Origin of the sequence: Micromonospora tulbaghiae, from assembly GCF_900091605.1 — a bacterium.
Lineage (GTDB): Bacteria > Actinomycetota > Actinomycetes > Mycobacteriales > Micromonosporaceae > Micromonospora > Micromonospora tulbaghiae.
In genome coordinates, this window is record NZ_FMCQ01000002.1 from 304,715 (window position 1) to 328,555 (window position 23,841).

At 73.2% G+C, this 23,841-nt stretch carries 19 protein-coding genes; 7 read left to right on the top strand and 12 right to left on the bottom strand.

The features are described from left to right. Nucleotides 1-55: 55 nt before the first annotated feature. Nucleotides 56-2,776: a sugar-binding protein gene (locus tag GA0070562_RS06435; protein WP_091416839.1), complete on the bottom strand. Its 2,721-nt coding sequence runs from the start codon at nucleotides 2,774-2,776 to the stop codon at nucleotides 56-58. Between the two features lie 522 nt (nucleotides 2,777-3,298). On the opposite strand from GA0070562_RS06435, the gene GA0070562_RS06440 reads away from it, so the two are divergent. From GA0070562_RS06440 to GA0070562_RS06470, 7 genes are all read left to right on the top strand, one after another. Next, the gene (locus GA0070562_RS06440) at nucleotides 3,299-4,447 is read left to right on the top strand and encodes an ROK family transcriptional regulator (RefSeq protein ID WP_091416842.1); all 1,149 of its coding nucleotides are present in this window, start codon (nucleotides 3,299-3,301) and stop codon (nucleotides 4,445-4,447) included. A gap of 250 nt (nucleotides 4,448-4,697) precedes the next feature. Next, nucleotides 4,698-5,750 (top strand): extracellular solute-binding protein, encoded by a 1,053-nt coding sequence (locus GA0070562_RS06445; RefSeq protein ID WP_091416845.1) that lies wholly within the window; start codon nucleotides 4,698-4,700, stop codon nucleotides 5,748-5,750. A gap of 61 nt (nucleotides 5,751-5,811) precedes the next feature. Next, nucleotides 5,812-6,885: an ABC transporter ATP-binding protein gene (locus tag GA0070562_RS06450; protein WP_091416847.1), complete on the top strand. Its 1,074-nt coding sequence runs from the start codon at nucleotides 5,812-5,814 to the stop codon at nucleotides 6,883-6,885. Continuing rightward, nucleotides 6,882-8,630, top strand: coding sequence for an ABC transporter permease (locus GA0070562_RS06455; protein WP_091416854.1), 1,749 nt, complete (start codon nucleotides 6,882-6,884; stop codon nucleotides 8,628-8,630). The genes GA0070562_RS06450 and GA0070562_RS06455 overlap by 4 nt, the downstream gene beginning before the upstream one ends. After that, a complete protein-coding gene (locus GA0070562_RS06460) occupies nucleotides 8,618-9,439 on the top strand; it encodes a creatininase family protein (RefSeq protein WP_091416857.1) in 822 nt (273 codons plus the stop codon). The genes GA0070562_RS06455 and GA0070562_RS06460 overlap by 13 nt, the downstream gene beginning before the upstream one ends. A gap of 47 nt (nucleotides 9,440-9,486) precedes the next feature. Then, nucleotides 9,487-10,941 carry an argininosuccinate lyase gene (locus GA0070562_RS06465; RefSeq protein WP_091418411.1) on the top strand — a complete coding sequence of 485 codons (1,455 nt, stop codon included), beginning with the start codon at nucleotides 9,487-9,489 and terminating at the stop codon, nucleotides 10,939-10,941. 95 nt (nucleotides 10,942-11,036) lie between these two features. Further along, nucleotides 11,037-11,936, top strand: a complete 900-nt coding sequence (locus GA0070562_RS06470; RefSeq protein WP_091416860.1) for an ROK family protein — start codon at nucleotides 11,037-11,039, stop codon at nucleotides 11,934-11,936. A gap of 69 nt (nucleotides 11,937-12,005) precedes the next feature. On the opposite strand, the gene GA0070562_RS06475 is transcribed toward GA0070562_RS06470, so the two are convergent. Genes GA0070562_RS06475 through GA0070562_RS06525 form a run of 11 tightly spaced genes read right to left on the bottom strand, consistent with a single transcriptional unit; the run spans nucleotide 12,006 to nucleotide 23,722 of the window. Further along, nucleotides 12,006-12,755 (bottom strand): enoyl-CoA hydratase, encoded by a 750-nt coding sequence (locus tag GA0070562_RS06475; RefSeq protein ID WP_091416863.1) that lies wholly within the window; start codon nucleotides 12,753-12,755, stop codon nucleotides 12,006-12,008. Then, nucleotides 12,752-14,866 carry an acyl-CoA dehydrogenase family protein gene (locus GA0070562_RS06480; protein WP_091416866.1) on the bottom strand — a complete coding sequence of 705 codons (2,115 nt, stop codon included), beginning with the start codon at nucleotides 14,864-14,866 and terminating at the stop codon, nucleotides 12,752-12,754. The genes GA0070562_RS06475 and GA0070562_RS06480 overlap by 4 nt, the downstream gene beginning before the upstream one ends. Continuing rightward, nucleotides 14,863-15,591 (bottom strand): co-chaperone HscB, encoded by a 729-nt coding sequence (locus GA0070562_RS06485; protein ID WP_091416869.1) that lies wholly within the window; start codon nucleotides 15,589-15,591, stop codon nucleotides 14,863-14,865. The genes GA0070562_RS06480 and GA0070562_RS06485 overlap by 4 nt, the downstream gene beginning before the upstream one ends. After that, the gene (locus GA0070562_RS06490) at nucleotides 15,588-16,382 is read right to left on the bottom strand and encodes a CoA transferase subunit A (protein WP_091416871.1); all 795 of its coding nucleotides are present in this window, start codon (nucleotides 16,380-16,382) and stop codon (nucleotides 15,588-15,590) included. The genes GA0070562_RS06485 and GA0070562_RS06490 overlap by 4 nt, the downstream gene beginning before the upstream one ends. Beyond that, a complete protein-coding gene (locus GA0070562_RS06495) occupies nucleotides 16,379-17,209 on the bottom strand; it encodes an SDR family oxidoreductase (RefSeq protein ID WP_091416873.1) in 831 nt (276 codons plus the stop codon). The genes GA0070562_RS06490 and GA0070562_RS06495 overlap by 4 nt, the downstream gene beginning before the upstream one ends. Continuing rightward, nucleotides 17,206-18,609 (bottom strand): 3-hydroxyacyl-CoA dehydrogenase NAD-binding domain-containing protein, encoded by a 1,404-nt coding sequence (locus tag GA0070562_RS06500; RefSeq protein ID WP_091416885.1) that lies wholly within the window; start codon nucleotides 18,607-18,609, stop codon nucleotides 17,206-17,208. Before GA0070562_RS06500 ends, GA0070562_RS06495 begins: the two co-directional genes overlap by 4 nt. Further along, nucleotides 18,606-19,772, bottom strand: a complete 1,167-nt coding sequence (locus tag GA0070562_RS06505; protein WP_091416889.1) for a thiolase family protein — start codon at nucleotides 19,770-19,772, stop codon at nucleotides 18,606-18,608. The genes GA0070562_RS06500 and GA0070562_RS06505 overlap by 4 nt, the downstream gene beginning before the upstream one ends. After that, the gene (locus GA0070562_RS06510; RefSeq protein ID WP_091416894.1) at nucleotides 19,772-21,106 is read right to left on the bottom strand and encodes a phenylacetate--CoA ligase family protein; all 1,335 of its coding nucleotides are present in this window, start codon (nucleotides 21,104-21,106) and stop codon (nucleotides 19,772-19,774) included. The genes GA0070562_RS06505 and GA0070562_RS06510 overlap by 1 nt, the downstream gene beginning before the upstream one ends. Then, nucleotides 21,103-21,741 (bottom strand): TetR/AcrR family transcriptional regulator, encoded by a 639-nt coding sequence (locus GA0070562_RS06515; protein ID WP_091416896.1) that lies wholly within the window; start codon nucleotides 21,739-21,741, stop codon nucleotides 21,103-21,105. Before GA0070562_RS06515 ends, GA0070562_RS06510 begins: the two co-directional genes overlap by 4 nt. Further along, nucleotides 21,738-22,571, bottom strand: coding sequence for a cyclase family protein (locus tag GA0070562_RS06520; RefSeq protein ID WP_091416900.1), 834 nt, complete (start codon nucleotides 22,569-22,571; stop codon nucleotides 21,738-21,740). Before GA0070562_RS06520 ends, GA0070562_RS06515 begins: the two co-directional genes overlap by 4 nt. Then, nucleotides 22,568-23,722: an acyl-CoA dehydrogenase family protein gene (locus tag GA0070562_RS06525; RefSeq protein ID WP_091416904.1), complete on the bottom strand. Its 1,155-nt coding sequence runs from the start codon at nucleotides 23,720-23,722 to the stop codon at nucleotides 22,568-22,570. The genes GA0070562_RS06520 and GA0070562_RS06525 overlap by 4 nt, the downstream gene beginning before the upstream one ends. Nucleotides 23,723-23,841: the final 119 nt, after the last annotated feature.

The window sequence follows — 23,841 nt, forward strand, 5'->3', positions numbered from 1 at the left end:
CGGGCCTGCCGGCCCGGCCCATCGCGTGCGTCAGGTCGACGCGATCAGTCTCCGCTCAGCAGATCTTCTTCGCCAGAGCGGTGGTGGCGCCGCCGTGCTCGTACGAGACGAGCAGCGAGGTGCCGGCCGGAAGCGACCCGCTCAGCGGCAGGACGAGGGTGCCGTCCTTGCGCAGCTCGGCCTCGGCCTCCGCCACGACCCGGGTGCCGTCCCAGAGGAAGGCTCGGGCGGTGCCGGCCTTCTTCACCTGCAGCTGCACGGACACCTTGCTCGCGCTGCGGGTGACCTTCTTGATCTTCACGGTGTTGTCCGCCAGCTTGGCGTAACCACCCGGTGCGACCCCGTCCGAGACGGACTGCAGCAGGGTCTGCGGCGACTCCACGCTCAGCGCCGCGGTGTCGGGCATGATCGGAGCCTTCGGCGCCGACGGCTTCGCCGGGAGGTCCGGCAGGAGCGCGTTGCCCCAGCGCCACGGGTCGGCCCGCACGCCGCTCCAGGTCGACCAGCCGACCCGGGTCTGCGAGCTGAGGTCCTGCGTGTCCGAGTCGTTGACCAGGATGTTCAGGCCCATCCGGCTCGGGTCGATGGTGTCCGGCAGCACGCTGAACGGAATCTTGACCTCGATCCGGTAACCCGTGTACGGGTTGCTGGTCACCACGGAGGCGATCTCCACACCCGGCGCGGTCTCCGGGCCGCCCTGGTGGTTGTCCCGCTCCCGGGCGAAGCACGGCGGGTTCCCGTTGGCCGGGTCGTTCGTGGCCGGGAAGAGCGCCATGTTGAACACCGTGGAGGTGTTCGCCGAGTTGCCGCGCGGGTCGATGCCGAACTCGATGTTGTCGTTACGCCGCGGACGCTTGCAGTCCTCCGGCGGCAGGACGGTGCCGAGCACGTCGTCGGTGATGTTGAAGATGGCGTACAGGGCGTCGTCGGTGTGGGTGAGCTGGGCGGTGCCGGAGATGTCCGACGCCGGGGCGGCGGTGCCCTCCCAGCGGGTCGAGATGTCGATGACCTCGCCGGTGTACTCGTGGTCGTGACCGTGGCCGTCCACCGTCGGCGCGGTGGCGGCCTTCGGGATCGTGGTGGTCGGCACCAGGTTGAACGCACCCGGCTCGCTCGCGCTGCCACCGGTGTAGCTGGTCTCGATCTGCACCCGGTAGGCGCCGTTGTCCGGGGCCCGGTTGGCCGTCGGCAGCGACGTGTCGGTGTTGGTGACGGTGAACGTCACCGAGGTGCTGGCGCCCGGCCGGAGGCCGCTGTACGGCACCTGCTGCTCGGCCACCGAGAAGCCGGCGGGGACGTTCAGCTTGACCGCGCCGGACTCGACCCGGGTGCCGTGGTTGGTCAGGTTGACCTTGACGCTACGGGTGCCGCCGCTGGGGATGTTCAGCAGGGACTCGATGAGCGCGTCGAGCTGCTGGGTCTTGTTGCGCACGGTCCAGGCGCGGAAGTCGGCGATCTCCTCCAGCGGCTCCAGGGTGCCGCGCACCGGAGCGGTGCCCTGAACCCGGGCGCTGCTGGTGCCGCTGCCGTCCTTCTTGCTGGTGAGCGTGGCGTCGAGCTTGAAGCGGGTGCCCACCTCGACCTGCGCGGGCGGCGTGACGGTGAAGGTCTTCACGACCTCCTTGCCCGGGGTCAGCGTGCCGACGTTGCCGTTGCCGCTGACGCTCCAGCCGGCCGGGACGTTCAGGGTGACCTTGGCCCCCGGTACGGCCTTCTCGGCGTAGAGGACGGTGTCCACCTTGATGGGCTGGCCGCCGACGGCCTCCCAGTTGCGCGGACGCACGTGGATCTCGGTGCCGAGCGGCAGGCCGCCCGGAGCACGCAGGGTGGCACCCTGCAGCGCACCGGTGCCGGCGCCCACGTTCGGGTCCGGGTACGGCGTGCGGGTGTCGATCAGCGTCAGCCGGTTGCAGCCGATGGCGTCCGGGTTGGTCGTCGGGAAGGAGCTGTTGCCCCAGCCCTGCGACACGTACTCCCGGCGGGCCCAGGTCTGGACCGTGTTCCACCGGTTGCCGTCGTGCCGCGCCGACTCGTACCCCTGCCAGGTGCCGAAGATGACGTTGCTGGCCTCGGCCGGCGTGAACGTGGTCTCGCAGGCGGGGCCGTTGGTGCCGGTGGTGCCGCTGCCACCGGTCTGGAAGATGCGGGAGACCCGCCAGGGCTTGAGCCCTTCCTTCTTGATCTGCTCCGGGAACGCCTTCGGGTCGGCCGCCGCGTAGAAGGCCTCCACGGCCAGCATGGCCGCCTTCTGGTGGTTGCCGTGGTTGCCCTGGGTCGCCGAGGGGTTCATCGTGAGGATGACCTCGGGCTTGGTGGTCCGCAGGACCCGCACGATCCGGGACAGCGTCTCCTGGTGGCCCCAGACCTCCTCGGTCAGGGGAGCGCTGGCGGTGTACCAGAAGTCCAGCGCGTCCAGGTTGTAGATGTGCTCGACGCCGGCCCAGCCGACGGCCTTGCGCTCCTCGGCCTCCCGCAGGATGCCGAGCTCCGGGCCCTCCTCGAGACCGGTGGCGTTGCCACCGCCCTCACCGCGGGTGGTGGTGATGACGCCGGCCTTCATGCCGTGATACTCGTTCCAGTATCCGAGCATGCCGAGCTGGCCGGCCTCGTCGTCCGGGTGGGCGCCGATGAACATGATGTCCAGGTCGACCGGCTTGTCGGACTTCTTGGCCTGGGGCTTCGGTGCTGCTTGCTGGGGGTTGGCCTGGGCCGGAGTGGCCAGGCCCAACGACAGCAGACCGCACATGGCGATCGCTGCGCTGGTGCGCCATCTCATGGGCATACCTCTTCGTCTCGAAGCGAGAGTGCTGCGGCTGGGGACGGTCGGCCCGGCACGGGCCGGCTGACACGTGGCTCGTGCCGGGCCGTGATGCAGACAGCTGTCCACTGAGGACCGGGGGGTCCTCGGGGTCGTGGTGCTCGACAACGGGATGGTGGTGCTCGCGAACCGTCACGGCGTGAGCGGTACGCACGGTGGCGACGTCGGTCCACCGGAAGGCCTTCGGGCCGTAACCTAGGGATCTTGCGAAGCCGTCGTCAATAGCTCCGGACGACTTTCTTCCTTATCCGAATAAACGATCGGCCCTGCTCAGGACGATCATCGGGAGGTCGACCATGACCTGTGGACAGGCTATGTCCGGGTTTGTGGCCCCAATGTGGACCGGAGGGCTCGTTTTTGCCTGTCATGTCGGGCTGGCCCCGGCCCGACCGGCTTGTCGGCCGGAGAATTTTCCCTGGTCCGCGGACCGAGATCATCTCGTTACTTGACGCCAGAATTTTTTCTCACTAGGAAGAAAGTGTGTCTGACAAAGCCCCGACCAGCCCGGTCAGCCGTGAGCGGTCCCGTGAGATCAAGCGTCTCTCGGTGATCTTGGCCGCCCGGCAGGCCCGGCGGCTGTCCCGCGTGGACCTGGCCGAGATGACCGGCCTCTCGGCGGCCACTGTGACCGCGCTCGTGCGGGAACTCGTCGCCGAGGGCTACCTCATCGAACGCGGCCCCGGCGCGCCAACCACCGGCCGGCCACGGGAGATGCTCGAGTTCAACCCCCGCGCCGAGCTCGTCGCGGCGGTGTCGCTGGAGCCGCCCCGGATCAGCTGCGAGATCGCCGACAGCGAGGGCGCGGTCATCGCGCACCGCGTCGCGCGGCTCGGCGCGAACGTGGTGGAGACCGTCTGCGAGTTCGTCCTCGACCTGGTCGGCGACAACCTGCCGTCGCTTCGCGGCGTCGCGATCGCGGTGCCCGGGGTGTCCAGCAACGGTGCGGTACGCCTCGCGCCGTCGGTCGGGCTGGTCGAGGCGTGGCCGATCGGCGAATCGGTGCAACGGCGGCTCGGCGTACCAGTGGTCGTCGACAACGACGTCAACCTCATGGCCGCCGGCGAGTGCGTCGCCGGCGCCGGCGCGGACGTGGCGAACCTGCTGCTGATCCACGTGGCCGACGGCATCGGCGCCGGCCTCGTGCTCGACGGCAAGGTCCGCCGCGGCGCCAGCGGAGCCGCGGGCGAGGTCGGCTTCCTGCCGCTGGGCGGCGCGACCGAGCGCCGCTACAGCGGCGTCGGCGAGTTCGAGGCCCGGTGGTCGGTCAACGCCATCGCGGAGCGGGTGGTCGCGCTCAACCCGGGCCGCCGGCCCGAGTCGCCGGTACGGGAGCTGAGCCGGCTCGCCGCGACCTCGGCGCCCGCCCGCGACTACCTCGACGAGGTCCTCGGCGCCTGGGCCGGGCTCATCCTCTCCTGCGCCTGCGTGGTCGATCCGGGGCTGGTGCTGCTCAGCGGCGCCGCCGCGGAACTCGACGACCCGGCGCTCGACCAGCTCCAGACCCTCGTCTCCGCCCGGACCCCGGCACCCACCGAGGTGCGCCGGGCCACCCTCGGCGACCAGGCCGTGCTGCACGGAGCGATCAGCTACGCGCTCTCGGCCGCCGTGCCCCGGCCCTCGCTTCCCTGACCACCACCTGACCTCGACGACCCCGACCCGACCCCGACACCCACCCACCGTCACCGCCACCGTCGCGGCGACCGCGTCTCCACACGGGACGACCGGTCGCGGCGCGGTACGACGCGCCCCGGTCCGGGCGTGCGACCCGCGGACCTTCGACCCCGTCCCGGGGAACCGGCGAACCCGCCGGCGCCCCTGGTCGGGATCGCACACCGTCTTTTCCCGCTTCCGATAGTTCCCCCGCAAAGTGGAGGTACCAATGAAACGTCGTTTGGCCCTGGCCGTCGCGTTCAGCGCGCTGCTGGCCGTCAGCGCGTGCGGCAGCAGCGACGACGACAAGGACACCGGCTCCTCCGGCTCCGCGTCGGCCGAGAAGGTCGTCATCTACAGCGCCCGCGACAAGTCGGTCACCGACTACGTGGTCGAGCAGTTCACGACCAAGAACCCCGAGTACAAGGGCAAGGTCGAGGTGCTCAACATGGGCGCCCAGGAGGTGCTCGAGCGGGTCCGCGCCGAGAAGGCCAACCCGCAGGCGTCGGTCTGGTGGGGCGGCACCCAGCAGGGTCTCGCCGCCGGCGCGTCCGAGGGCCTGCTGGAGTCCTGGCAGCCGTCGTTCGCCTCGAAGATCGACGCGCGGTACAAGGACGCCGAGGGCCGCTGGTTCGGCGAGATCCTGCTGCCCGAGGTCATCATGTACAACAACAAGGCGCTGACCCCGGAGACCGCGCCGAAGGACTGGGACGACCTGGTCGACCCGAAGTGGAAAGACAAGATCATCATCCGGGACGTGGCCGCCTCCGGCACCATGCGCTCGATCTACGCCTCGATGATCCAGCGCTACACGGCCGACGGGTCCAACCCGCAGCCCGGCTACGACTGGCTGCGCAAGCTCGACGCCAACACCGTCGAGTACGCCGCCAACCCCAGCGACCTCTACCTGAAGATGTCGCGTGAGCAGGGCGTGGTGAGCGCCTGGAACCTCCAGGACATCCTGCTCCAGGCCAACGAGAAGATGCCCTTCGGCTACGTGATGCCGGCCTCCGGCGCGCCGGTGCTCGTCGACGGCGTGGCCGCGGTCAAGGGCGGCAACAGCGAGGGTGCGAAGAAGTTCCTCGAGTTCCTGTTCGACGACTCGCTGCGGGCCAGCCTGGCCAAGGACTACTTCCAGATCCCCGCTGTCGACATCGCCGAGAAGCCCGAGTGGCTGACCAAGCTCGACCTCAAGCCGATGGACGTCGACTGGAACGTGATCGGCAAGAACGAGACCGCCTGGATCACCCACTGGAACGCCCAGATCAAGGGCAAGGGCTAAGACGCTCGGAACCGGGCCGTGCTCCGGCATGGCCCGGCTTCGTCCTGGAAGGACCCACGAAATGATCGATGTCCGACTGACGGCGGTCAGTAAGCGCTTCGCCAAGTCGAGCGACTCCGCGGCGGTCGATGACGTCACCGTCACCATCGGAGCCGGCGAGTTCTTCACGCTGCTCGGACCGAGCGGTTGTGGCAAGACGACGACGCTGCGCATGGTGGCCGGCTTCTACTTCCCGACCTCCGGTCACATCCACTTCGGCGACGACGACGTCACGCACTGGACGCCGAACAAGCGGGACACCGGCATGGTGTTCCAGAACTACGCGCTGTTCCCGCACATGACGGTGGCACAGAACGTCGCCTACGGGCTCAAGGTCCGCCGGGTCTCCCGCGCCGACCAGGCCCGCCGGGTGGAGGAGGCGCTCGCCCAGGTGCACCTCGCCGGGTACGGCGACCGGCGCATCGACGCGCTCTCCGGTGGCCAGCAGCAGCGCGTCGCGCTGGCGCGGGCCCTGGTGATCCGCCCGCGCACCATGCTGCTCGACGAGCCGCTGTCGAACCTCGACGCGAAGCTGCGCGAGGAGACCCGCGCCGAGATCCGGCGCATCCAGCGGGAGAGCGGCACCACCTCGATCTACGTCACGCACGACCAGGCCGAGGCGATGGCGATGTCGGACCGGATCGCGGTCATGGAGTCCGGCCGGGTCCAGCAGGTCGGCACCCCGCACGAGGTCTACTACCAGCCCGCGAACGCGTTCGTGGCCCGGTTCATCGGACGCAGCAACGTGCTGAGCCTGCCGGTGACCGGCGCGGGGGAGCAGCGCGTCCAGGTACGCCTGCCCGGCGGCGCCTCGATCGAGGTCGGCGCTCCCGCCGGACACGGGCTGGCCGAAGGCGACACCGCACTAGTCTCCGCGCGCCCCGAGCACATCGCGCTCGGCGGCGACGACGACACGGCGTCCCTGCGGGGCCGGGTCAGCCACGTCGAGTTCACCGGCATGGCCACCCACGTCACGGTCGACGTGGACGGCGACGAGGTGATGGCCGCGCTGGTCGACGCGCCCGCCGGTATGGCGCTCGGCGACGTCGTAGGCCTGCGGCTCGTACCGGAGCGGCTCTGGGTGGTCAAGCCGTGACCGCTGCGACCCCGACCGCCCCCGGCTGGGCGGCGGCCCTCGGCCGGCGCCTGGCCGGCGGAGCGAACTCCCGATGGTTCCCCTACCTGCTGGTGCTGCCGCTGGTCCTGGTGCTCTGGGGCTTCGTCGTCCAGCCGATGTTCGCCACCTTCCGGGAGAGCGTCAGCGCCAACGGCACCGACAACTACCTCCAGTTCCTCTCCTCCTCCGGGGTGGCCCGCGAGTCGCTGTTCACCTCGCTGTTCATCTCGGCGGCGAGCGTGCTGCTCTGCGGCGTCGTCGGCGTGGCGATGGCGTTCCTGCTCAAGCGCTTCCACTTCCGCGGCCGGCGGCTCATCGAGGCGTTCATCCTGGTGCCGGCGGCCCTGCCGCCGCTGATCGGGGCCGTCTCCTTCCAGCTGCTCTACAGCAACATCGGCATCGTGCCGCGTGGCCTTCAGGCGCTGCTCGGCACCGACAAGCCGGTCCTGGCCTTCGACGGCATCGCCGGCGTGCTGGTGGTGCACACGTTCACCATGTACCCGTTCTTCTACCTGGCCGCCTCCGCGGCGCTGGCCGGGATGGACCCCTCGGTCGAGGAGGCGGCGTACAACCTCGGCGCGGGCCGGGTACGCGTGTGGCGCACGGTCCTGCTGCCGATGCTCACCCCGGCGCTGATCTCGGCCTCGCTGCTGGTCTTCATGACGTCGCTGGCGTCCTACACCGCGCCTCTGCTGTTCAACGTCAGCCAGACCATGACTATGCAGATCTACATCAACCGCACCAACGGCGACCTGCCGATGGCCTCGGCGTACGCCTCGGTGCTCGGCATCGTCTCGATCATCTTCCTGCTGGCCATGCGCTGGTACGAGGGGCGGCGCAACTACCAGTCGCAGTCCAAGGGCGTCTCGGCGGTCCGGCGGGAGATCACCAACCCGATCGGCCGCTGGCTCGCCCCGCTCGCCTCGGTGCTGGCCACGCTGGTCCTGCTGGCCCCGGTCGGCGCGATCGCGCTCGTCGCGTTCTCCGCGGACCGGTCCTGGACCACCGAGGTGCTGCCGCCGACGTACACGTTCGAGAACTTCGTCACGATCTTCACCGACCCCAAGGCGTTCCAGCCGATCCTCAACTCGGTGCAGATGAGCCTCATCGCGGTCGTGGGCTGCGTGGTGATCGGCGTGCTCATCGCGTACGCCGTGCGGCGGCTCACGTTCGTCGGACGCGGCCTGCTCGACGTGGCCGTGATGATCGCCTGGGCGCTGCCCGGCACGGTCGTGGCGATCAACCTGATCTCGGCGTTCAGCACCGGCAACGCGTTCAGCTTCGGGCAGGTGCTGGTCGGCACGTTCTGGATCCTGCCGCTGGCCTACTTCGTCCGGTTCCTGCCGATCGTGTTCCGGTCCAGCTCCGCGACCCTGGCGCTGATCGACCCGTCGCTGGAGGACGCCGCGCGCAACCTGGGCGCCTCCTGGCTGCGCGCGTTCTACACCATCACCGTGCGGCTGATGCTGCCCGGCGTGCTCGCCGGCGCGCTGCTGGCGTTCGTGCACGGCGTCGGCGAGTTCGTCGCCTCGGTGCTCATCTACACCTCGTCGACGGTGCCGATCTCGGTCGCCATCAACAACCGGATGTACAGCTTCGAGCTGGGCACCGCGGCCGCCTACGGCATGCTCCAGGTGCTGCTCATCTTCGTGGTGATGTGGTTCTCCGGGCGGCTGGAGAGCAGCCGGACCGCGACCCGGAGGGCCGAGCAGTGGACGAACTGATCGAGCGGTGGCGGACCGGGGGAGGGCTGCTCCCGGTCACCCGGGTACCCGGGCACGCGTTCGCCGCCGTGACCGAGGCGGCCGACCTGGCGGTGCTGCCGGTCGGCGCGGTCGAGTGGCACGGTCCGCACCTGCCGATCGGTACCGACCTGATCCTGGCCGAGGGCTTCGCCGGGGAACTGGCCACCGGGTCCGCCCGCGCGGTGCTCTTCCCGGCCACGCCGTACGCCGCCTGCCCGGGCCAGACCCGGCAGTGGCCGGGCACCGTGGCGCTGCGGCCGGAGATCGCCGTCGGCTACCTCGCCGACGTGCTCGCCGGCATCGTCGAGGCGGGCTTCACCCGGGTGCTCGTGGTCAACGGGCACGACGCCAACATGTCCACCGTCCGCGCCGCGATGGAGTGGGTGTCCGGGCGGCACCGGGCCAGCATGATGCTGGTGAACTGGTTCCAGCTCGTCGGCCCGGACGAGACGGCCGGGATGTTCGGGGAGCTGCCCGCGCGCGGGCACGGCGGCGCGTACGAGAGTTCCGCGGTGCTCGCCTTCGATCCGGCCGCGGTGCGCCTGGACGCGGCGCCGGACCTGCCGCCGAAGCCGAAGCTGCCCACCCCGTACCCGTACGTGCTGGTGGAGTCGCGGCCGGACCCCTGGCAGGGCTGGTCGGGCCACATCTCGCTGGCCGGCGAGGAGGCCGGCGGCCGGATCCGCGTCACCGCCGGCGCACGCCTGCGCGAGCTGGTCGGGGCGTGGCTCGCCGCGCCGCTGCCCGGGCCGCCCGGCGCCGACGGGCCGGACCAGACGACCGGATGACCACGCGCGGCATGCCGCACGACAACGCACCACCTCGGGAGGCCACCATGAGCCCGTCACTGACCGTCTACCAACAGCACCATCTCCGCGTCGTGTTCGACCACCACGTCGCCCCCCTCTACCCGGCGATGGTCACGGCCAGCAAGGCCCACGTCGTCATGCTCGCCGAGCAGGGACTGATCTCCGACGAGGCCGCCGCGACGATGCTGCGCGGCCTGGTCGCCCTCACCGGTGACCGGCCCGAGGAGCTGGAGTACGACGGCAGCGTCGAGGACGTCTACTACACGCTGGAGAAGCGTCTCGCCGCCGCCGCCGGCATCGAGGTGTCGCAACTGAGCGTGCAGCTCGCGCGCAGCCGCAACGACCTCGACGCCGGCGTCTTCCGGATGGTGCTGCGCGACCAGCTGCTCCAGGTGCTCGACGCGCTGCTGGCCACCGGCCGGACCGTGCTGGACCGCGCCGACCGGCACGCCGACGTGGTGGTCACCGGCTACACGCACCGCCGCCCGGCCCAGCCGACCAGCATCGGGCACGTCTTCGCCGGTTACGCCGAGGCGCTCGCCGGTGAGGCCGCCGCGTACGCCGACCTGCTGGACGAGATGAACCGCTCGCCGCTGGGCTCCTGCGCCTTCGCCGGCACCGACCTGGACATCTCGCCCCGGCGGCTGGCCGACCTGCTCGGCTTCGACCAGCTCATCGTCAACTCGTACGAGGCGGTGGCCGGGGCCGACCACCTGGTCCGGGTCGCCACGCTCAACGCGCAGGCGCTCGCCACCGGCGCCCGGCTCGCCCGCACCCTGATGGACTGGCTGAGCTGGGGCTGGGTGGTCACGCCCGGCGAGTTCACCCAGGGCAGCAGCATCATGCCGCAGAAGCGCAACCCGGTGGTGCTGGAACACCTCGTCTCGATGGCCGGCGCCGCCGCGGCCGACGCGGCGAGCGTGCTCAACAACGTCGGCGCCGCCTGGTGGGAGGACTCGAACAACGCCACCACCGACGTGCAGGCCCGGCTGTGGGAGGGCGACGACCGGGCGTACCGGTTCTTCTCCCTGCTCGGCGGCCTGATCGAGAAGCTGGACCCGCAGCGCCCGCCGTCCGGCGAGGAGATCGTCGCCTCCGGCGCCACCACCACAGCGGCGGCCGACGCGCTGGCCCGCCACGGCGTGCCGTTCCGGGGCGCCCACTCGCTGCTCGGCCTGCTGGTCCGCGGCGGCGCGCCGGCGACCTGGACCGAGGAGCTGGTCCGGTCGACCGCCGCCGACCTCGGTCTGACGCTCGACGACGCCGCGGTACGGGACCTGCTGGCCGCCGCGGTCCGCCCCGAACTCGTGCTGCGCCGCGCCCAGGCCGACGGCCCCGGCGAGGCGGCCGTCCGGGACCAGGTCGGACGACTGTCTACAATGCTCGACGCGGTGCAGGAGCGGGCGCAGACGTTGCGCGAGCGGCTGACCCGTGCCGACGCGGCTCTCGCCGAGGCGGTCGCGGCGAGGGTAGGCCCGTGACGGGGCGGCAGACGCAGCTGGCCGTGGTCGCGGACGTCGTGTCGCGGCGACCACGTGATCTGGACCGACGGCCCGAAGGGCGATCTGACATCACCATGGAACGACCGGCAAATCCACGCCTGCTCGGCATCGACTTCGGCGGCACCAAGATGGCGATCGGCGTGGGCGACACCGACGGCCGGCTGCTCGCCTCCGAGCGCCTGCCCACGATCGCCGAGCAGGGCGCGCAGCAGGCCCTCACCCGGGCACTGGACCGGGCGTGCGAACTCGCCGAGCAGACCGGCGGCACGATCGTCGCGGCCGGCATCGCCTCGCCCGGCGTCGTCCACGACCACGGCATCGAACTGGCGCCGAACGTGCCCGGCTGGGAGCAGCTGCGGCTCGCCGACGCGGTCCGCGCCCACCTGAACCTCGCGCACGTGCGGGTGACGAACGACCTGAAGGCCGCCGCCTACGCCGAGCTGCGGCTCGGGGCGCTGCGCGACGCCGATCCCGGACTCGTCGTCGGGCTCGGCACCGGGGTGGCTGCGGCGGTCACGGTCAACGGCGAGGTGCTGCCGGGCCGTCACGGCGCGGCCGGCGAGATCGCCTACGGACTGACCGACCTCAGCTGGCCGCCCCGCCTGGAACCGATGCTGGAGGCGACGTTCTCCGGCCGGGCCCTGGACGAGCTGGCGCAGCGGCTCGGGGTGGACGGCCGGGCGGCCGGCCTGTGTGCCGCCGCGGAGCAGCCCGGCCCGGTACGCGATCAGCTCCGGCTGCGCGTCGACGAACTGGCCCGCCAGCTGGTCACGTGCTGTCTGCTGCTCGACCCGCAGCGGATCGTGCTGGTCGGCAGCGTCGCCGGCAACGACCTGGTGCGGGAGCTGCTGACCGAACGGCTCACCCACACGCTGCCGTACCCGCCGGAGATCGTGCTGTCGGACTTCGCGCAGGACGCCGCGCTGCTCGGTGCGCTCGTCATGGCCACCGAGGCCCAGCCCGCCGTGGTCTGACCGGAACGGCGGCGCAACGCCGCCGGGCGGGGCGCACAGCGCGCCCCGCCCGGTCCGGCAGCGGCCGGATCACCTGCGGAACGCGGCTACCGCCTCCTGGATCGCCGGCCCGGTCGCCGAGGACGCCTGCGCCCACGACTCGAACTCCAGAGCGGCGGCGAAACCGGCCGTCTCGGCGGTGCGCACCGACGTCTTGATGTCCCGGGCCAGCGCCGGGTCCAGCGCCGCCCACCGCCCGGCGCGCTCGTGTGCCGCCGCCAGCGGGTCGTCGGCGAGCGTCGCGGCGAGCCCGACGCGTACCGCCTCGGGTCCGTCCACGCTTCCGCCGTCGAGCAGCAGTTGCAGGGCGCGTTCCGGGCCGAGCGCCCGGGTGAGGAACCAGGTGCAGCCCCCGCCCGGGTGCAGGCCGAGCTTCGTGAACGAGGCGATCAGCTTCGCCTTCGGCCCGACGATCCGGGTGTCGCACGCCAGCGCCAGGTTCAGCCCGGCGCCCACCGCCGGTCCCTGCACCGCGGCGATCGTCGGGATCGGCAGCGCCCGTACCCGCAGGAAGCTGTCGTAGACGCGGTGCAGGTCGGCGCGGATCTCCGCGACGCTCCGGCCGGGCTCGCCGAACATGGCGGGCAGGTCGGCGCCCGCGCAGAACGCCGTACCCGCGCCGGTGACCACGAGCGTGCGCGCGTGCCGGTCGGCCGCCACCTCGCTGATCGCGTCGCCGAGCGCGTCGCGCATCTCCGCGTCGATGGCGTTGCGCCGGTCCGGGTCGTTGAGCGTGAGCGTCCAGCGCCCGTCGGCGTTGTCGAGTTGCACCTTGCTCATGAATCGGTCTCCTCATCGGTCAGCCAGGACCAGACGCCGGCGCTGCCGCGCGGCACCAGCGCCGCGCCCAGTGTCCGGGCCCAGAACTGCTGGGTGCCGTTCTCGTCCCGCCAGGACCAGAGCCTGCGGGTGGACAGGTGCAGCGGGTGCTCGCGGGTGACGCCCATCGCCCCGTGCAGTTGGTGCGCGCCCCGCGCCACGAGCGTCGCGGCCCGGCCGGTGAGCACCCGTGCGGCGGCGACCCGCAGCGGGTCCGGCCCGGCCAGCGCGGCGTCCAGCGCGGTGCCGGCCAGCAGCGTGTGCGCGGTCATCCGGGCCAGCGTCTGCCCGACCGCCTGGAACGCCAGCAGCGGCCGGCCGAACTGCTCCCGTGTCGTCACGTGCTGCCGGGTGTGCTCCACAGCGGTCTCCAGCGCGCCGGTGAGCGCGGCGGCGGTCAGCAGCGCCGCCTCGGCGCGTACCGTCCCGGCGGGCGCGGCACCGGTGAGCCGCATGCCGTCGGTGACCGGCACGTCGACCGTCACGTCGTCGCGTGGCTCGGCGGCCAGGTTGCGGCCGGGCGTGACCCGGACGCCGGGGTGGTCGGCGGTTACGGCGAACGTCTCGTCGCCCGCGTACACCAGCAGCGTGCGCGCGGCGGCGACCCACGGCACGCGGGCGGCGGTGCCGCGCAGCCGGCCGCCGGTCACCGCGATCCCGTCGCCGGTGACCACCGTGGCGACGCCGTCGGGCAGGCCGCGACCGGCGGCGGCGAACTGCCGGGCGGCCAGGACGGTCTCGGCCAGCGGCAGGGAGACGCCGTGGCGGCCCAGCCCGCGTACGAGCGCGGCCAGGTCGGTGAGCGTGCCGCCCGAGCCGCCCGCGCTCTCCGGCACCGACACGCCGGTCCAGCCCAGCCCGTGCACTGTGGACCAGAGCGTGGGCAGGCCCTCCGGGTCGCCGCCGTGCCCGCCGAGCACGTCGTCGGTCAGCTCCCGCAGCTCGTCGCCGCCGCGCCGGGGCGACCGGGCGGCGCCCTTGGCGATGATGGTGCGCAGCACCTCCGTGGTGCCGCCGCGAATCGAGAAACCCGGCGCGGCCAGCAGCCCCTGGGCGAGCAGCCCGGCCGGCCCGTCGGCGTCGGGGTCGGGCTCGACGTCGAGCACGGTACGGGCGATCTCGTTGACGTCGGCCTCGAACTCGGTGCCCAGGTCCTTCAGCACCGCCGCGGCGTGCACCGGGGCCTGCCCGGCGTCCAGCTCACCGGCGATGCGCCAGGCCAGGCCGCGCAGCCCGGCCAGCCGGGCCAGCGCCTCACCCAGCGCGGCGTCCGCGTCCCGCCGGTCGGCGCACGCGTCGACGGTGGCGGCCAGCAGCGGGTACGTGCTCAGCACCCGCTCCATCCCGCCGCGCTCGAAGGACAACTGCTCGGTGACCTGCGTCCAGCCGTTGCCGGCGGTGCCCAGCACATGGTCGCCGGGCACGTGCACGTCGTCGAAGACGACCTCGTTGAAGTGGTGCTCGCCGCGCAGGTCGACGATCGGCCGGACGGTCACGCCGGGCGCGGACATGTCCACGATCAGCTCGGTCAGGCCCTCGTGGCGGTCGCCGCCGGTGCCGGTGCGGCACAGCACGTAGGCGTGCGTCGACCGGTGCGCGTGGCTGGTCCAGATCTTGCCGCCGGTGAGCAGCCAGCCGTCGCCGTCCGGGCGGGCGGTGGTACGCACCGAGGCGAGGTCGCTGCCGGACTCGGTCTCGCTCATGCCGAGGCAGAACGTCACCGCACCGGCGGCGATCAGCGGCAGGTACCGCTCGCGCAGCGCGGGGGAGCCGTACCGCAGGACGGCCGGGCCGATCTGCCGGTCCGCGATCCAGTGCGCGGCCACCGGCGCTCCGGCGCGCAGCAGCTCCTCGGTGACCACCAGCCGGGCCCGGTTCGAGCGGGCCTGCCCGCCGTACTCGCGCGGCCAGGTCAGGCCGATCCAGCCCCGGTCCGCCAGCGCGCGGCTGAACTCCGTGTCGTACGAGCGCAGCCACGCGTCGCACACCGGCCGGAACCGGTCGCCGTCGCGCCACTCGCCGACCAGGTCCCGTACCTGCCGGCGCAGCTCACCGAGATCGTCGTCAGTCATCCTCTGTCCGTTCCCTTCGCCACTGAGTAGCCGCGTACGGCGGCCCGCCGCAGCACGCCGACGGCCGCGGCGCGTTCGGCGGCACTGACCGGCGGCCGGGGCGCCGCGCCGTCGACCGGTACGCCGAGCGCGGTCAGGTGGTCGCGCAGCACCTCGCCGTCCGGCGTGACCTCCTCCAGCCGGGGATCGGCGCCGAGCCGGACCACGCCCCACCGGGTGTGCAGCCGCACCAGCGCGTCCGGGGCCGGCGCGGCGGTCACGTGCTCGACCGCCCGCACGATCCGGCGCGGATCCGTCGCGCCGTGCAGCAGCACCAGTTCCCGCGCCGCCGCCGCGATGTCGGCGGCGCCCCCGCCACCGGGCAGCCGCACCGTGGGTCGTTCCCGGGGGCCGAGGTACGACGAGTTGATCCGGCCGCGCAGGTCGACGTTGCCGGCGTCGAGCACCACCCGGTCGAACCGGTGGCCCATCGCCAGCAGCACGTCGGCGGTGCCGCCCAGCCAGCCGAACCCGCCCGCGAACGCCGGATAGTCGGTGGTGCTGGTCGGCACGTCGGCGCCGGACCGGTGCGCGCTGGCGCCGGCCTCGAAGACCTGGCTGAACGGTGCGCCGGGCAGCGCGTACGCGCACTGGCCGGCGAGCACCGGCCAGTGGAAGCCGGTGAACACCCAGCCGCCGCGCCGGAACTCGCGCGCCGCCCGGACCAGGAAGTCCGCGGTGGTCACAGCACCTCCTCGGCCAGCCATCGCCGGAAGCCGTCAGCAGTGGCCGAGCAGCGCGCGTACCGCTGGTACGCCTGCACGTCGCGCGGGTACCGGCCGACCGCGCCGTCCGGGCGTACCGCGCCGGGGGATTCGACCACCGCGTCGACGAGCAGCCCGGGAATGCTGATCCCGGCGGCGCGTACCGTCTCGGCGTCGGTGACCTGCTCGGCGACGAGCACGGTGCGGCGGGCCGCCTGGGCGGCGACGAGCACCTCACCCAGCGGGCCGCGGATCACCCCGTTGCCGTCGGCGTCGGCAAGGTCCACGTGGACGAACGCCACGTCGGGCCGCTCCGCGCGGACCACCCGGGCCGCCCCGAACGCCGAGTCCACCCGGGACAGCCGGCCCCGGCTCCAGTCCTCGTCCAGGTAGCCGGTGCCGGGCAGGTCCGGCACCGGCATGAACGGCACCCGCCAGGCGCCGGCCGTCAGCGCGGCGGTGAGCAGCCCGAGGCTCAGCTCGTGCAGCGTGACGCGGTTGTCGCCGTCCTGCGCGGCGCGGCGGAAGTTCCAGGCGGGCGCCGGGCCGACCGGGCTCCAGCAGTGGCCGTACGTCGCCGACCGCAGCACCCCGGCGCCGAGCAACTGGTCCATCAACAGCCCGCCGGAGGCGATCACCACGTCCACGTCCCGGATCCGCTGCCGGATCATCTCGTGGCCCACGGCGAACAGCTGCGCGCCGAAGTTGCCCAGGTAGACCCGCCGGCCGGGGCGTACGTGCGCGGCCACGACGTCGGCGAGTGCGCGGCTCACCGGTACGCCTCCGCCAGCATGTGCAGCCCCGGGCCCAGGTGCGCGCCGCCGTCGAGCTGGATGAGCTGGCCGGTCATCATGGCGGCGGCCGGGCCGCCCAGGAACGCCACCAGCTCGGCGACCTCCTCGACGCGGGTCGGGCGGCGCAGCGGCGTGGCCCGGTCCACCAGGTTGTCCCGTACGTGCCGGTCCGCCTCGGCGTCGAGCGCGGCGGTGAGCACCGTGCCCGGTCCGAGGCAGTTGAGCCGGATGCCGTCGGCGGCCCACTCCAGCGCCAGCGTGCGGGTCAGCCCCAGCACGCCGGCACGGGCGGCGACGGCGTGCGCCATGCCCTGGCCGCCGCGTTCCACACCGGACAGCGACATGTTCACCACCGCCCCGCGGGTACGCCGCAGGTACGGGTACGCGGCGGTGGTGAGGTGGAAGACGCTGGTCAGGTTCAGGTCGACGACTGCCGCCCAGCCGCGCGCCGAGATCCGCGTGGCGGGGGCGAAGAACTGCCCGCCGGCATTGTTCACCAGCAGGTCGATGCCGTGCGCGTCGCCCACCTCGGCGATGGTGGCGGCGGCCCGGTCGTGGTCGCGGACGTCGCAGACCGCGTACGTGTAGCGCCCGTCCCCGGTGGCCGCCTCGCCGGTGATCGCCTCGCCGGTGGCGGCGAGCGTGTCCGCGTGCCGGCCCAGCCCGGTCACGTGGGCGCCCAGCTCGACCAGGCGCACGGCGACCGCCCGGCCGATGCCGCTGCCGGCGCCGGTCACCACCGCGTGCCGTCCGGCGAGCACACCCGCGCGGAGCACGCCCACGCCGGTGTCCGCTGCCCGCGTCACCGGGCGGCCCTCGCCTCGCCGATCGCCTGCCGTCGCAGCAGTTGCGCCGGGCGGTAGCGGGGGTCGCCGAACGCGTCGGCCATCGACCGCAGCGCCTCGTACACGGTCGCCGCCCCGGCGGACCGCAGCGTCTCGAACGGCCCGCGCGGGTGGTTCATCGCCAGGCGCAGCGCCGCGTCCACGTCGTCGGCGGTGGCGGTGCCCTCCTCGACCACTGCGGCGGCCTCGTTCACCAGGCAGTAAGCGAGCCGGTCGCCGACCAGGCCGGGCAGCGCCGGCACCCGCACCGACGGCGCGCCGAGGTGGTCGAGCAGCCGGTTGACGAAGCCGGGGACGGCGATGCCCGCGACCGGGTCCTCGACCACCTCGGCGAACACGGCGTCGTCGGCGCGCCGGTGCAGCCGGATCCAGCCGACCTCCGGGGGCAGCACCTCGGCCCAGCCGGCGTCCGAGCTGTCCAGCACCACGTTCTGGCGCGCCGCCAGCCGGGCGAGCTCCGCCACCCGCTGCGGGGTCGGCGCGCCGAGGGCGACCACGCGGGCCGCCGGACCGTTCGGTGGCCCGGGCCGCCGGACGACCCGGGCGTTGGCCTCGCGCGGCGGCTCGGTGGCGTGGTCGTAGAAGCCGCGGCCGGCGGCCTTGCCGGTCAGGCCGGCCCGGACCAGGCCGCGTACCTGGGGGATGGGCCGGTAGCGGGGGTCGCCGAACTCGCGCAGCGCGGTCTCCGAGGACGCCAGGTGGGTGTGCAGTCCGGTGAAGTCCAGCAGTTGCAGCGGTCCCATCGGGTGCCCGAGCGCGCCCCGGGCGACCGCGTCCACCACCGCCGCCTCGACGCCCTGCGCGAGGAGGAGTTGCGCCTCGTAGTACAGCGGCCGGCAGACCCGGTTGACGATGAAGTTCGGCGAGTCCCGGCACACCACGGCGGTCTTGCCGAGCGAGTCCACGAGCGCCAGCGCCCGCCGTACGGTCGCCTCGCCGGTGGCCGCGCCGACGATCACCTCCACCAGGCGCATCCGGGTGGGCGGGTTGAAGAAGTGCAGCCCGAGCAGGCGTTCCGGGGCACCGAACGCGCGGCCCATCTCGTTGACGCTCAGCGACGACGTGTTGGAGGCGACGAGCAGGTCCGGCCCGCCGGCGGCGGCGACCCGGGCGAGCAGGTCGCGCTTGGCGGCCATGTCCTCCACGATCGCCTCGATCAGCACGTCGGCGCCGGCGAGCGCGGTCTCGACGTCGGCGGCGGCGTCGAGGTCGCCGGTCGCGCCGTCGGCGCGGATCCGCTCCAGGCCGGCGCGGCCCAGCTCAGCGGTGGCGTCGACGACCCGTACGGTGTGCCCCGCCGCGGCGAGGACCTGCGCGATGCCCCGGCCCATCGGGCCCAGGCCGACCACGACGGCGATCACCGGGTCACCCGCTCGATCACCGCGGCGATGCCCTGCCCGCCGCCCACACACAGGCTCGCCACGCCGTACCGGCCGTCGCGGCGGGCCAGTTCGTGCAGCAGCGAGACGACGAGCCGGGCGCCGCTCTGGCCGGTCGGGTGGCCGAGGGCGATGCCGCCGCCGTTGACGTTGACCCGTTCCTCGTCCAGGCCCAGCGCGCGGACGTTCTGCACGATCTGCGCGGCGAACGCCTCGTTGATCTCGAACAGATCCACGTCACCGACGGTCAGGCCGGCCCGGCGCAGGGCCAGGGGAATGGCCTCGGCCGGTCCGACGCCCATCATGGTCGGGTCGACGCCGACGGCCGCGAACCCGACGATCCGGCCCAGCGGGGTCAGCCCGTGCCGCCGTACCGCCTCGCCGCTCGCCACCACGAGCGCCGCCGCGCCGTCGGCCATCTGGCTGGCGTTGCCGGCCGTGACGGTGCCGCCGTCGGTGAACGACGGGCGGAGCCGGGCGAGCCGTTCCGGTGTGGTGTCGGGGCGTACCGTCTCGTCCCGGTCCAGCTCGTCGAGCGGCAGGACCTCCTGCGCCGTCGCGCCGGACTCCCAGGCCCGGGCCAGCCGCTGGTGGCTGCGCGCCGACCAGGCGTCCTGGTCGGCGCGGGACACGCCGAACTCGCGGGCCACCTTCTCCGCCGTCTCGCCCATGCTCATGCCGCAGATCGGGTCGGTGCCGCCGTCGCGCCAGCCGTCCTGGAGCAGGACGTCGCCGCGGCGCACGCCGTCCCAGCGCAGCGTGTACGGCGCCAGGTAGGGCATCGTGCTCATGCTCTCGGCGGCCACCGCCAGCGCCACGTCGGCCTCGCCGGACAGTACCGACCGGTGCGCGAGCTGCACCGCCTTGAGGCCGGAGGCGCACGCCATGTTGATCGTCTGCGCGGGTGCGGGTACCGGCACGCCCGCCGCGAGCGAGATCTGCCGTCCCGGGTTCGGGCCGTTGCCGGCCTGGCGGCAGTTGGCCACCACCGTCTCGTCCACCGCCTCGGCGGGCACGCCGGCCCGCGCCAGCGCCTCGGCGCCGGCCAGCCCGCCCAGGCGTACCACCCGCACGTCGCGCAGCGCGCCGCCGTACCGGCCGTGCGGGGTACGCACGGCGCCGACCAGGAACGCTTGCCTGTCCATCACGGAGCCTCTCGGTCGGCGCGTACGACGCGCTTGCTCTTGTGGGTGCTGCGCGGCAGCGTGCCCTCGGCGACGGTCTCCACCACCGCGCGCACGGTCAGCTCGGCGCGCACGGCGTGCGCCAGCTCGCGGGCGACCCGCTGGTCGTCGCCGGTCACCTCGACGCGCAGCTTGATGCCGGTGAGGTAGCCGGTCGCCGGGTCGGTGACGTCCTCGTCGAGGACGATGAGGTATTCGCCGCACGTGCCGGGGGTGGCGCGGACCACCTGCTCGACGGCGGACGGGAACAGGTTCACCCCGCGTACCACGAGCATGTCGTCGGCCCGGCCGACGACGCCGCCGGGCAGGCGGGCGAGCGTGCGCCCGCACGGGCAGGCGGCGCTGTCGCGGACCACCACGTCGCCGGTGGCCCAGCGCACCAGCGGCGTCGCCCGCTTGTCCAGGTGGGTCAGCACCAGCAGGCCGGGCGTGCCGTCGGGCACCGGCTCGTGGGTGTACGGGTCGAGCACCTCCGCGTACGCGAAGTCCTCGGCCAGGTGGCCACCGGCCTGTTCCTCGCACTCCCAGGCGATCGGCTGGAACTCCAGGCTGCCGTACCCGTCGAAGCACTTCGCGCCCCACCGCTGCTCGATGTGCGCGCGGGTGGCCGGCACCCCGGCGCCCGGTTCGCCGCCGACCTGGATCCGCCGCACCGGCGAGTGGCGCAGCGGGGTGCCGGCGCGTTCCGCGGTCTCGGCCAGGTGCAGCATGAACGACGGTGTGCCGCCGACGGCTGTGGTGCCGTACCGGAAGATGGTGTCGATCTGACGCTGGGTGTCGCCGGATCCGGCGGGCAGCAGCGTCACGCCGATGCGCTGGTAGCCGGCGGTCGCGCCGAGCCCGCCGACGAACCAGGCGTAGCTGAACAGGCACTGGTACACGTCGGTGTCCCGGACGCCCTGGCTGTACGCGGCCCGCGCGTACAGGTCGGCCCAGCGGTCCAGGTCGTGCGCGGTCCACAGCACCGGTGTCGGGTTCGAGGTGGTGCCGGAGGAGAAGTGCACCCGGCGGCGGTCGGCGACCGGCGCCGCGACGGCGCTGCCCCACGGCGGGTGGGCGGCCAGGTCGGCCACGTAGTCGGCCTTGCCGACCAGCGGCAGACGGCGCAGGTCGGCGAGTTCGCGGACGTCGCCCGGGTGGAAGCCGAGCGCGTCCCACCGGGTCCGGTAGAAGTCGCTGGCGGCGTACACGTAGGACAGTTGCGCCCTCAGCCGGGTGAGCTGGTACGCGGCCAGCCGCTCGCGGGGCCACGTCTCGGCCTCGTGCCAGTGGCGCTCGGAGAGCGGCCCGGTCATCGCGGGCTCCGGCGCAGCCCGCCGACGATGAAGTCGGCGTACTCGTCGGCGAGTCGCTGGCGGGTGTTGTAGTCGCCGCGCTGCGGGTCGTACCAGAGGCTGATCCAGTTCAGCGCGCCGAGCAGCGGCTTGGTGGCCAGCCGGCTGTCCACCTCGCGGAACTCCCCGGCCTCGCGGCCCTCGTCGATGACGTCGGCGAAGATCTGCTCGTACCGGTCGCGCATGGCGATCACGGTCTCCAGGGCCTGCTGCTGGGCGGGCGCCTCGCCGAGGCGGCGCATCTCGACCGCGCGCATCGCCACCCGCTGGAACGAGTTGCGGGTCATCATCAGCCCGGCGTGGTGGTGCGCCATCCGCCAGAGCCGGGTGGCCGGGTCGAGGCCGCCGTTGCCGGCGATCGGCTCGATGCCGTCGATCAGCTCCTGCATGCCGGCGGTGACGATGTCCAGGAAGACGTCCGCCTTGGCCCGGTAGTAGTGGTAGACGCGGCCCTTGGTGGCGCCCATCTCGCGGGCGATGTCGTCGATCGTGGTGGCCGCGTACCCGTTGCGGGTGAACGCGGTGGCGGCCGCCTCCAGGATGTCCCGCCGGCCGGGGGCGGGCAGATGCGCGGCGGTGTCGTCGTCGGCGGTCATACGGTGGTCTCCGGTGCGGTGGTGTCGGGTACGACGGCGAGCGGGCGGATCGGCGACCCGGTGCCGCCCCGGATGGACAGCGGGGCGGCGATGAAAAAGAAGTCCCAGACCCGCTCGGCGGCCAGCGGCGCGAGGTTCATCGCCTCCATGATCGGCACGCCGTGGTCGACCAGCAGGTGGCAGTGCACGGCCAGCGCGGGGCTGGGCATGTGCTCGAACGCGATGGTGTCCGCGCCGGCCGCCACGACGCCGTGGTCGGTGAGCCAGCGCGCCCCGCTGACGTCGACGCCTGGCGCTCCGGTGGCGACACCGAGGTACGCGGCATTGTCGGTCCACTTCTCGTCCCAGCCGGTACGCACCAGCACCACGTCACCGGGGCGGGGGCGGGGCCGGTCGGCGAACCAGCGCTCGAACAGTTCCGCGCCGACGCCGTCGGCGGGGGTCAGCGGCCGGCCGAGCGCGACAGTCGCGTCCACCAGGTGACCGGGGGCCAGCACCGGCGGCAGTTCGTGCACCGACACGTCCGGCACCCCGTCGGCGTACGACTGGCTCGCCGTGACGTCCACGCCGCCGTACACCCGGCCGAGTCGGGAGACGTGGGCGAGCCCGTCGACGTGGGTGCCCACGTGCCCGCCCGTGGTGATCATCTCGGCGGCGGCGGAGACGCCGTCCGGGTACATGATCTCGCCGTGCCGCTTGGTCAGTGTGAAGCTGTACGGCGGGTGGTTCGGGTGGTGGGGGATGCCGGTGTACATCTGCTGTGCCAGGTCGAACACCCGGGTGGAGCCGGACGCGGGCCAGTCGACGCTCAGCTGCCAGGACGCGCTCATGCCGCCACCGACGCCTTGATCGCCCGGCCCAGCACCAGCCGCTGGATCTCCGAGGTGCCCTCGTAGATCTCCAGGATCCGCTGGTCCCGGTAGAGCCGTTCGGCGGGGCAGGGCTTGCAGAAGCCGTCGCCGCCGAACACCTGCACGGCCGTGTCGACCGCCCGGTGCGCGACCTCGCTGGCGTACAGCTTGGCCATCGCCCCGAGGACGCCGACGTCGCCGCCCTCCTGGTGCGTGCGGGCGGCCTCGAAGGTGATCATCCGGGCGGCGGTGATGCCGGTGGCCACGTCCGCCAGCGGGAACGAGATGCCCTGGTTGTCGATGATGGGCCGGCCGAAGGTCTCCCGCCGGGCCGCCTCCCGGGACGCGACGTCGAAGCCGGCGAGCGCGACACCCAGCGACTGGGCGGCCACGCTGATCCGCCCGGCCGACAGCGTCTGCATGGCCAGCCGCATGCCCCGGTTGAGGTCGCCGAGCACGTCGCCGTCGGGCACCCAGGTGTCCAGCTTGAGGTTGCTGGTGAGCGTCCCGCGGATGCCCATCTTGTCCTCGTACCGGTCGATGACCACGCCGTCGGCGTCCTTGTCCACCAGGAACGCGGTGATGCCGCGGGTGCCGGCCTGCGGGTCGGTGAGCGCGAAGACCACGTAGTACCGCGACGCGCCGCCGTTGCCGATGTAGATCTTCTCACCGCGCAGCCGCCAGCCCGCGCCCTCGCGTTCGGCTGTGGTGCGGATGCGGGCGGCGTCGCTGCCGGCGCCCTCCTCGGTCAGCGCGAAGCTGATCGCCTCGCCCCGGGCCAGCCCGCCCAGGTAGCGCTCGCGCTGCCCGGGGGTGCCGGCCAGCATCAGCGGGGTGGCGCCGAGCGCGTACGCGGTGAGGATCGCGCCGGTCGACGGGCAGGCGCGGGAGACCTCCTCGATGACCGCGCAGGCGGTCACGAACGACGTGCCCTGCCCGCCGTGCTCGCGTTCCACGAGCAGCCCGGCCAGCCCCTGCTCGACGAGCACCCGCACGCTCTCCCACGGGTAGCGCTGCTCCCGGTCGAGTTCCTCGGCCAGCGGCGCGAAGTGGCGCGCCGCCACGTCCCGGGCGAGGTCGCGCCAGTGGCGTCCCTCGTCGTCCAGGCGTGGCTCCCAGATCACGGACACGTGGTGCCTCCCGGTTCTCCGGCGCGGGCCGGTCGTTGCGCGCCGCGCCATACCGTTGCGTATGTCGAGATGTCTAGGCGGTGTTCATGATCGGTGTCAAGCAAATCCCGGATGCTGTT

Excerpts from the sequence above, each read along its gene's own strand:
- GA0070562_RS06520 (WP_091416900.1), bottom strand. The coding sequence starts at position 22,571 with ATGAGCGCGTCCTGGCAGCTGAGCGTCGACTGGCCCGCGTCCGGCTCC.
- GA0070562_RS06435 (WP_091416839.1), bottom strand. The coding sequence starts at position 2,776 with ATGAGATGGCGCACCAGCGCAGCGATCGCCATGTGCGGTCTGCTGTCG.
- GA0070562_RS06510 (WP_091416894.1), bottom strand. The coding sequence starts at position 21,106 with ATGACCGGGCCGCTCTCCGAGCGCCACTGGCACGAGGCCGAGACGTGG.
- GA0070562_RS06465 (WP_091418411.1), top strand. The coding sequence starts at position 9,487 with ATGAGCCCGTCACTGACCGTCTACCAACAGCACCATCTCCGCGTCGTG.
- GA0070562_RS06480 (WP_091416866.1), bottom strand. The coding sequence starts at position 14,866 with ATGACTGACGACGATCTCGGTGAGCTGCGCCGGCAGGTACGGGACCTG.
- GA0070562_RS06515 (WP_091416896.1), bottom strand. The coding sequence starts at position 21,741 with ATGACCGCCGACGACGACACCGCCGCGCATCTGCCCGCCCCCGGCCGG.
- GA0070562_RS06445 (WP_091416845.1), top strand. The coding sequence starts at position 4,698 with ATGAAACGTCGTTTGGCCCTGGCCGTCGCGTTCAGCGCGCTGCTGGCC.
- GA0070562_RS06470 (WP_091416860.1), top strand. The coding sequence starts at position 11,037 with ATGGAACGACCGGCAAATCCACGCCTGCTCGGCATCGACTTCGGCGGC.
- GA0070562_RS06450 (WP_091416847.1), top strand. The coding sequence starts at position 5,812 with ATGATCGATGTCCGACTGACGGCGGTCAGTAAGCGCTTCGCCAAGTCG.
- GA0070562_RS06505 (WP_091416889.1), bottom strand. The coding sequence starts at position 19,772 with ATGGACAGGCAAGCGTTCCTGGTCGGCGCCGTGCGTACCCCGCACGGC.
- GA0070562_RS06475 (WP_091416863.1), bottom strand. The coding sequence starts at position 12,755 with ATGAGCAAGGTGCAACTCGACAACGCCGACGGGCGCTGGACGCTCACG.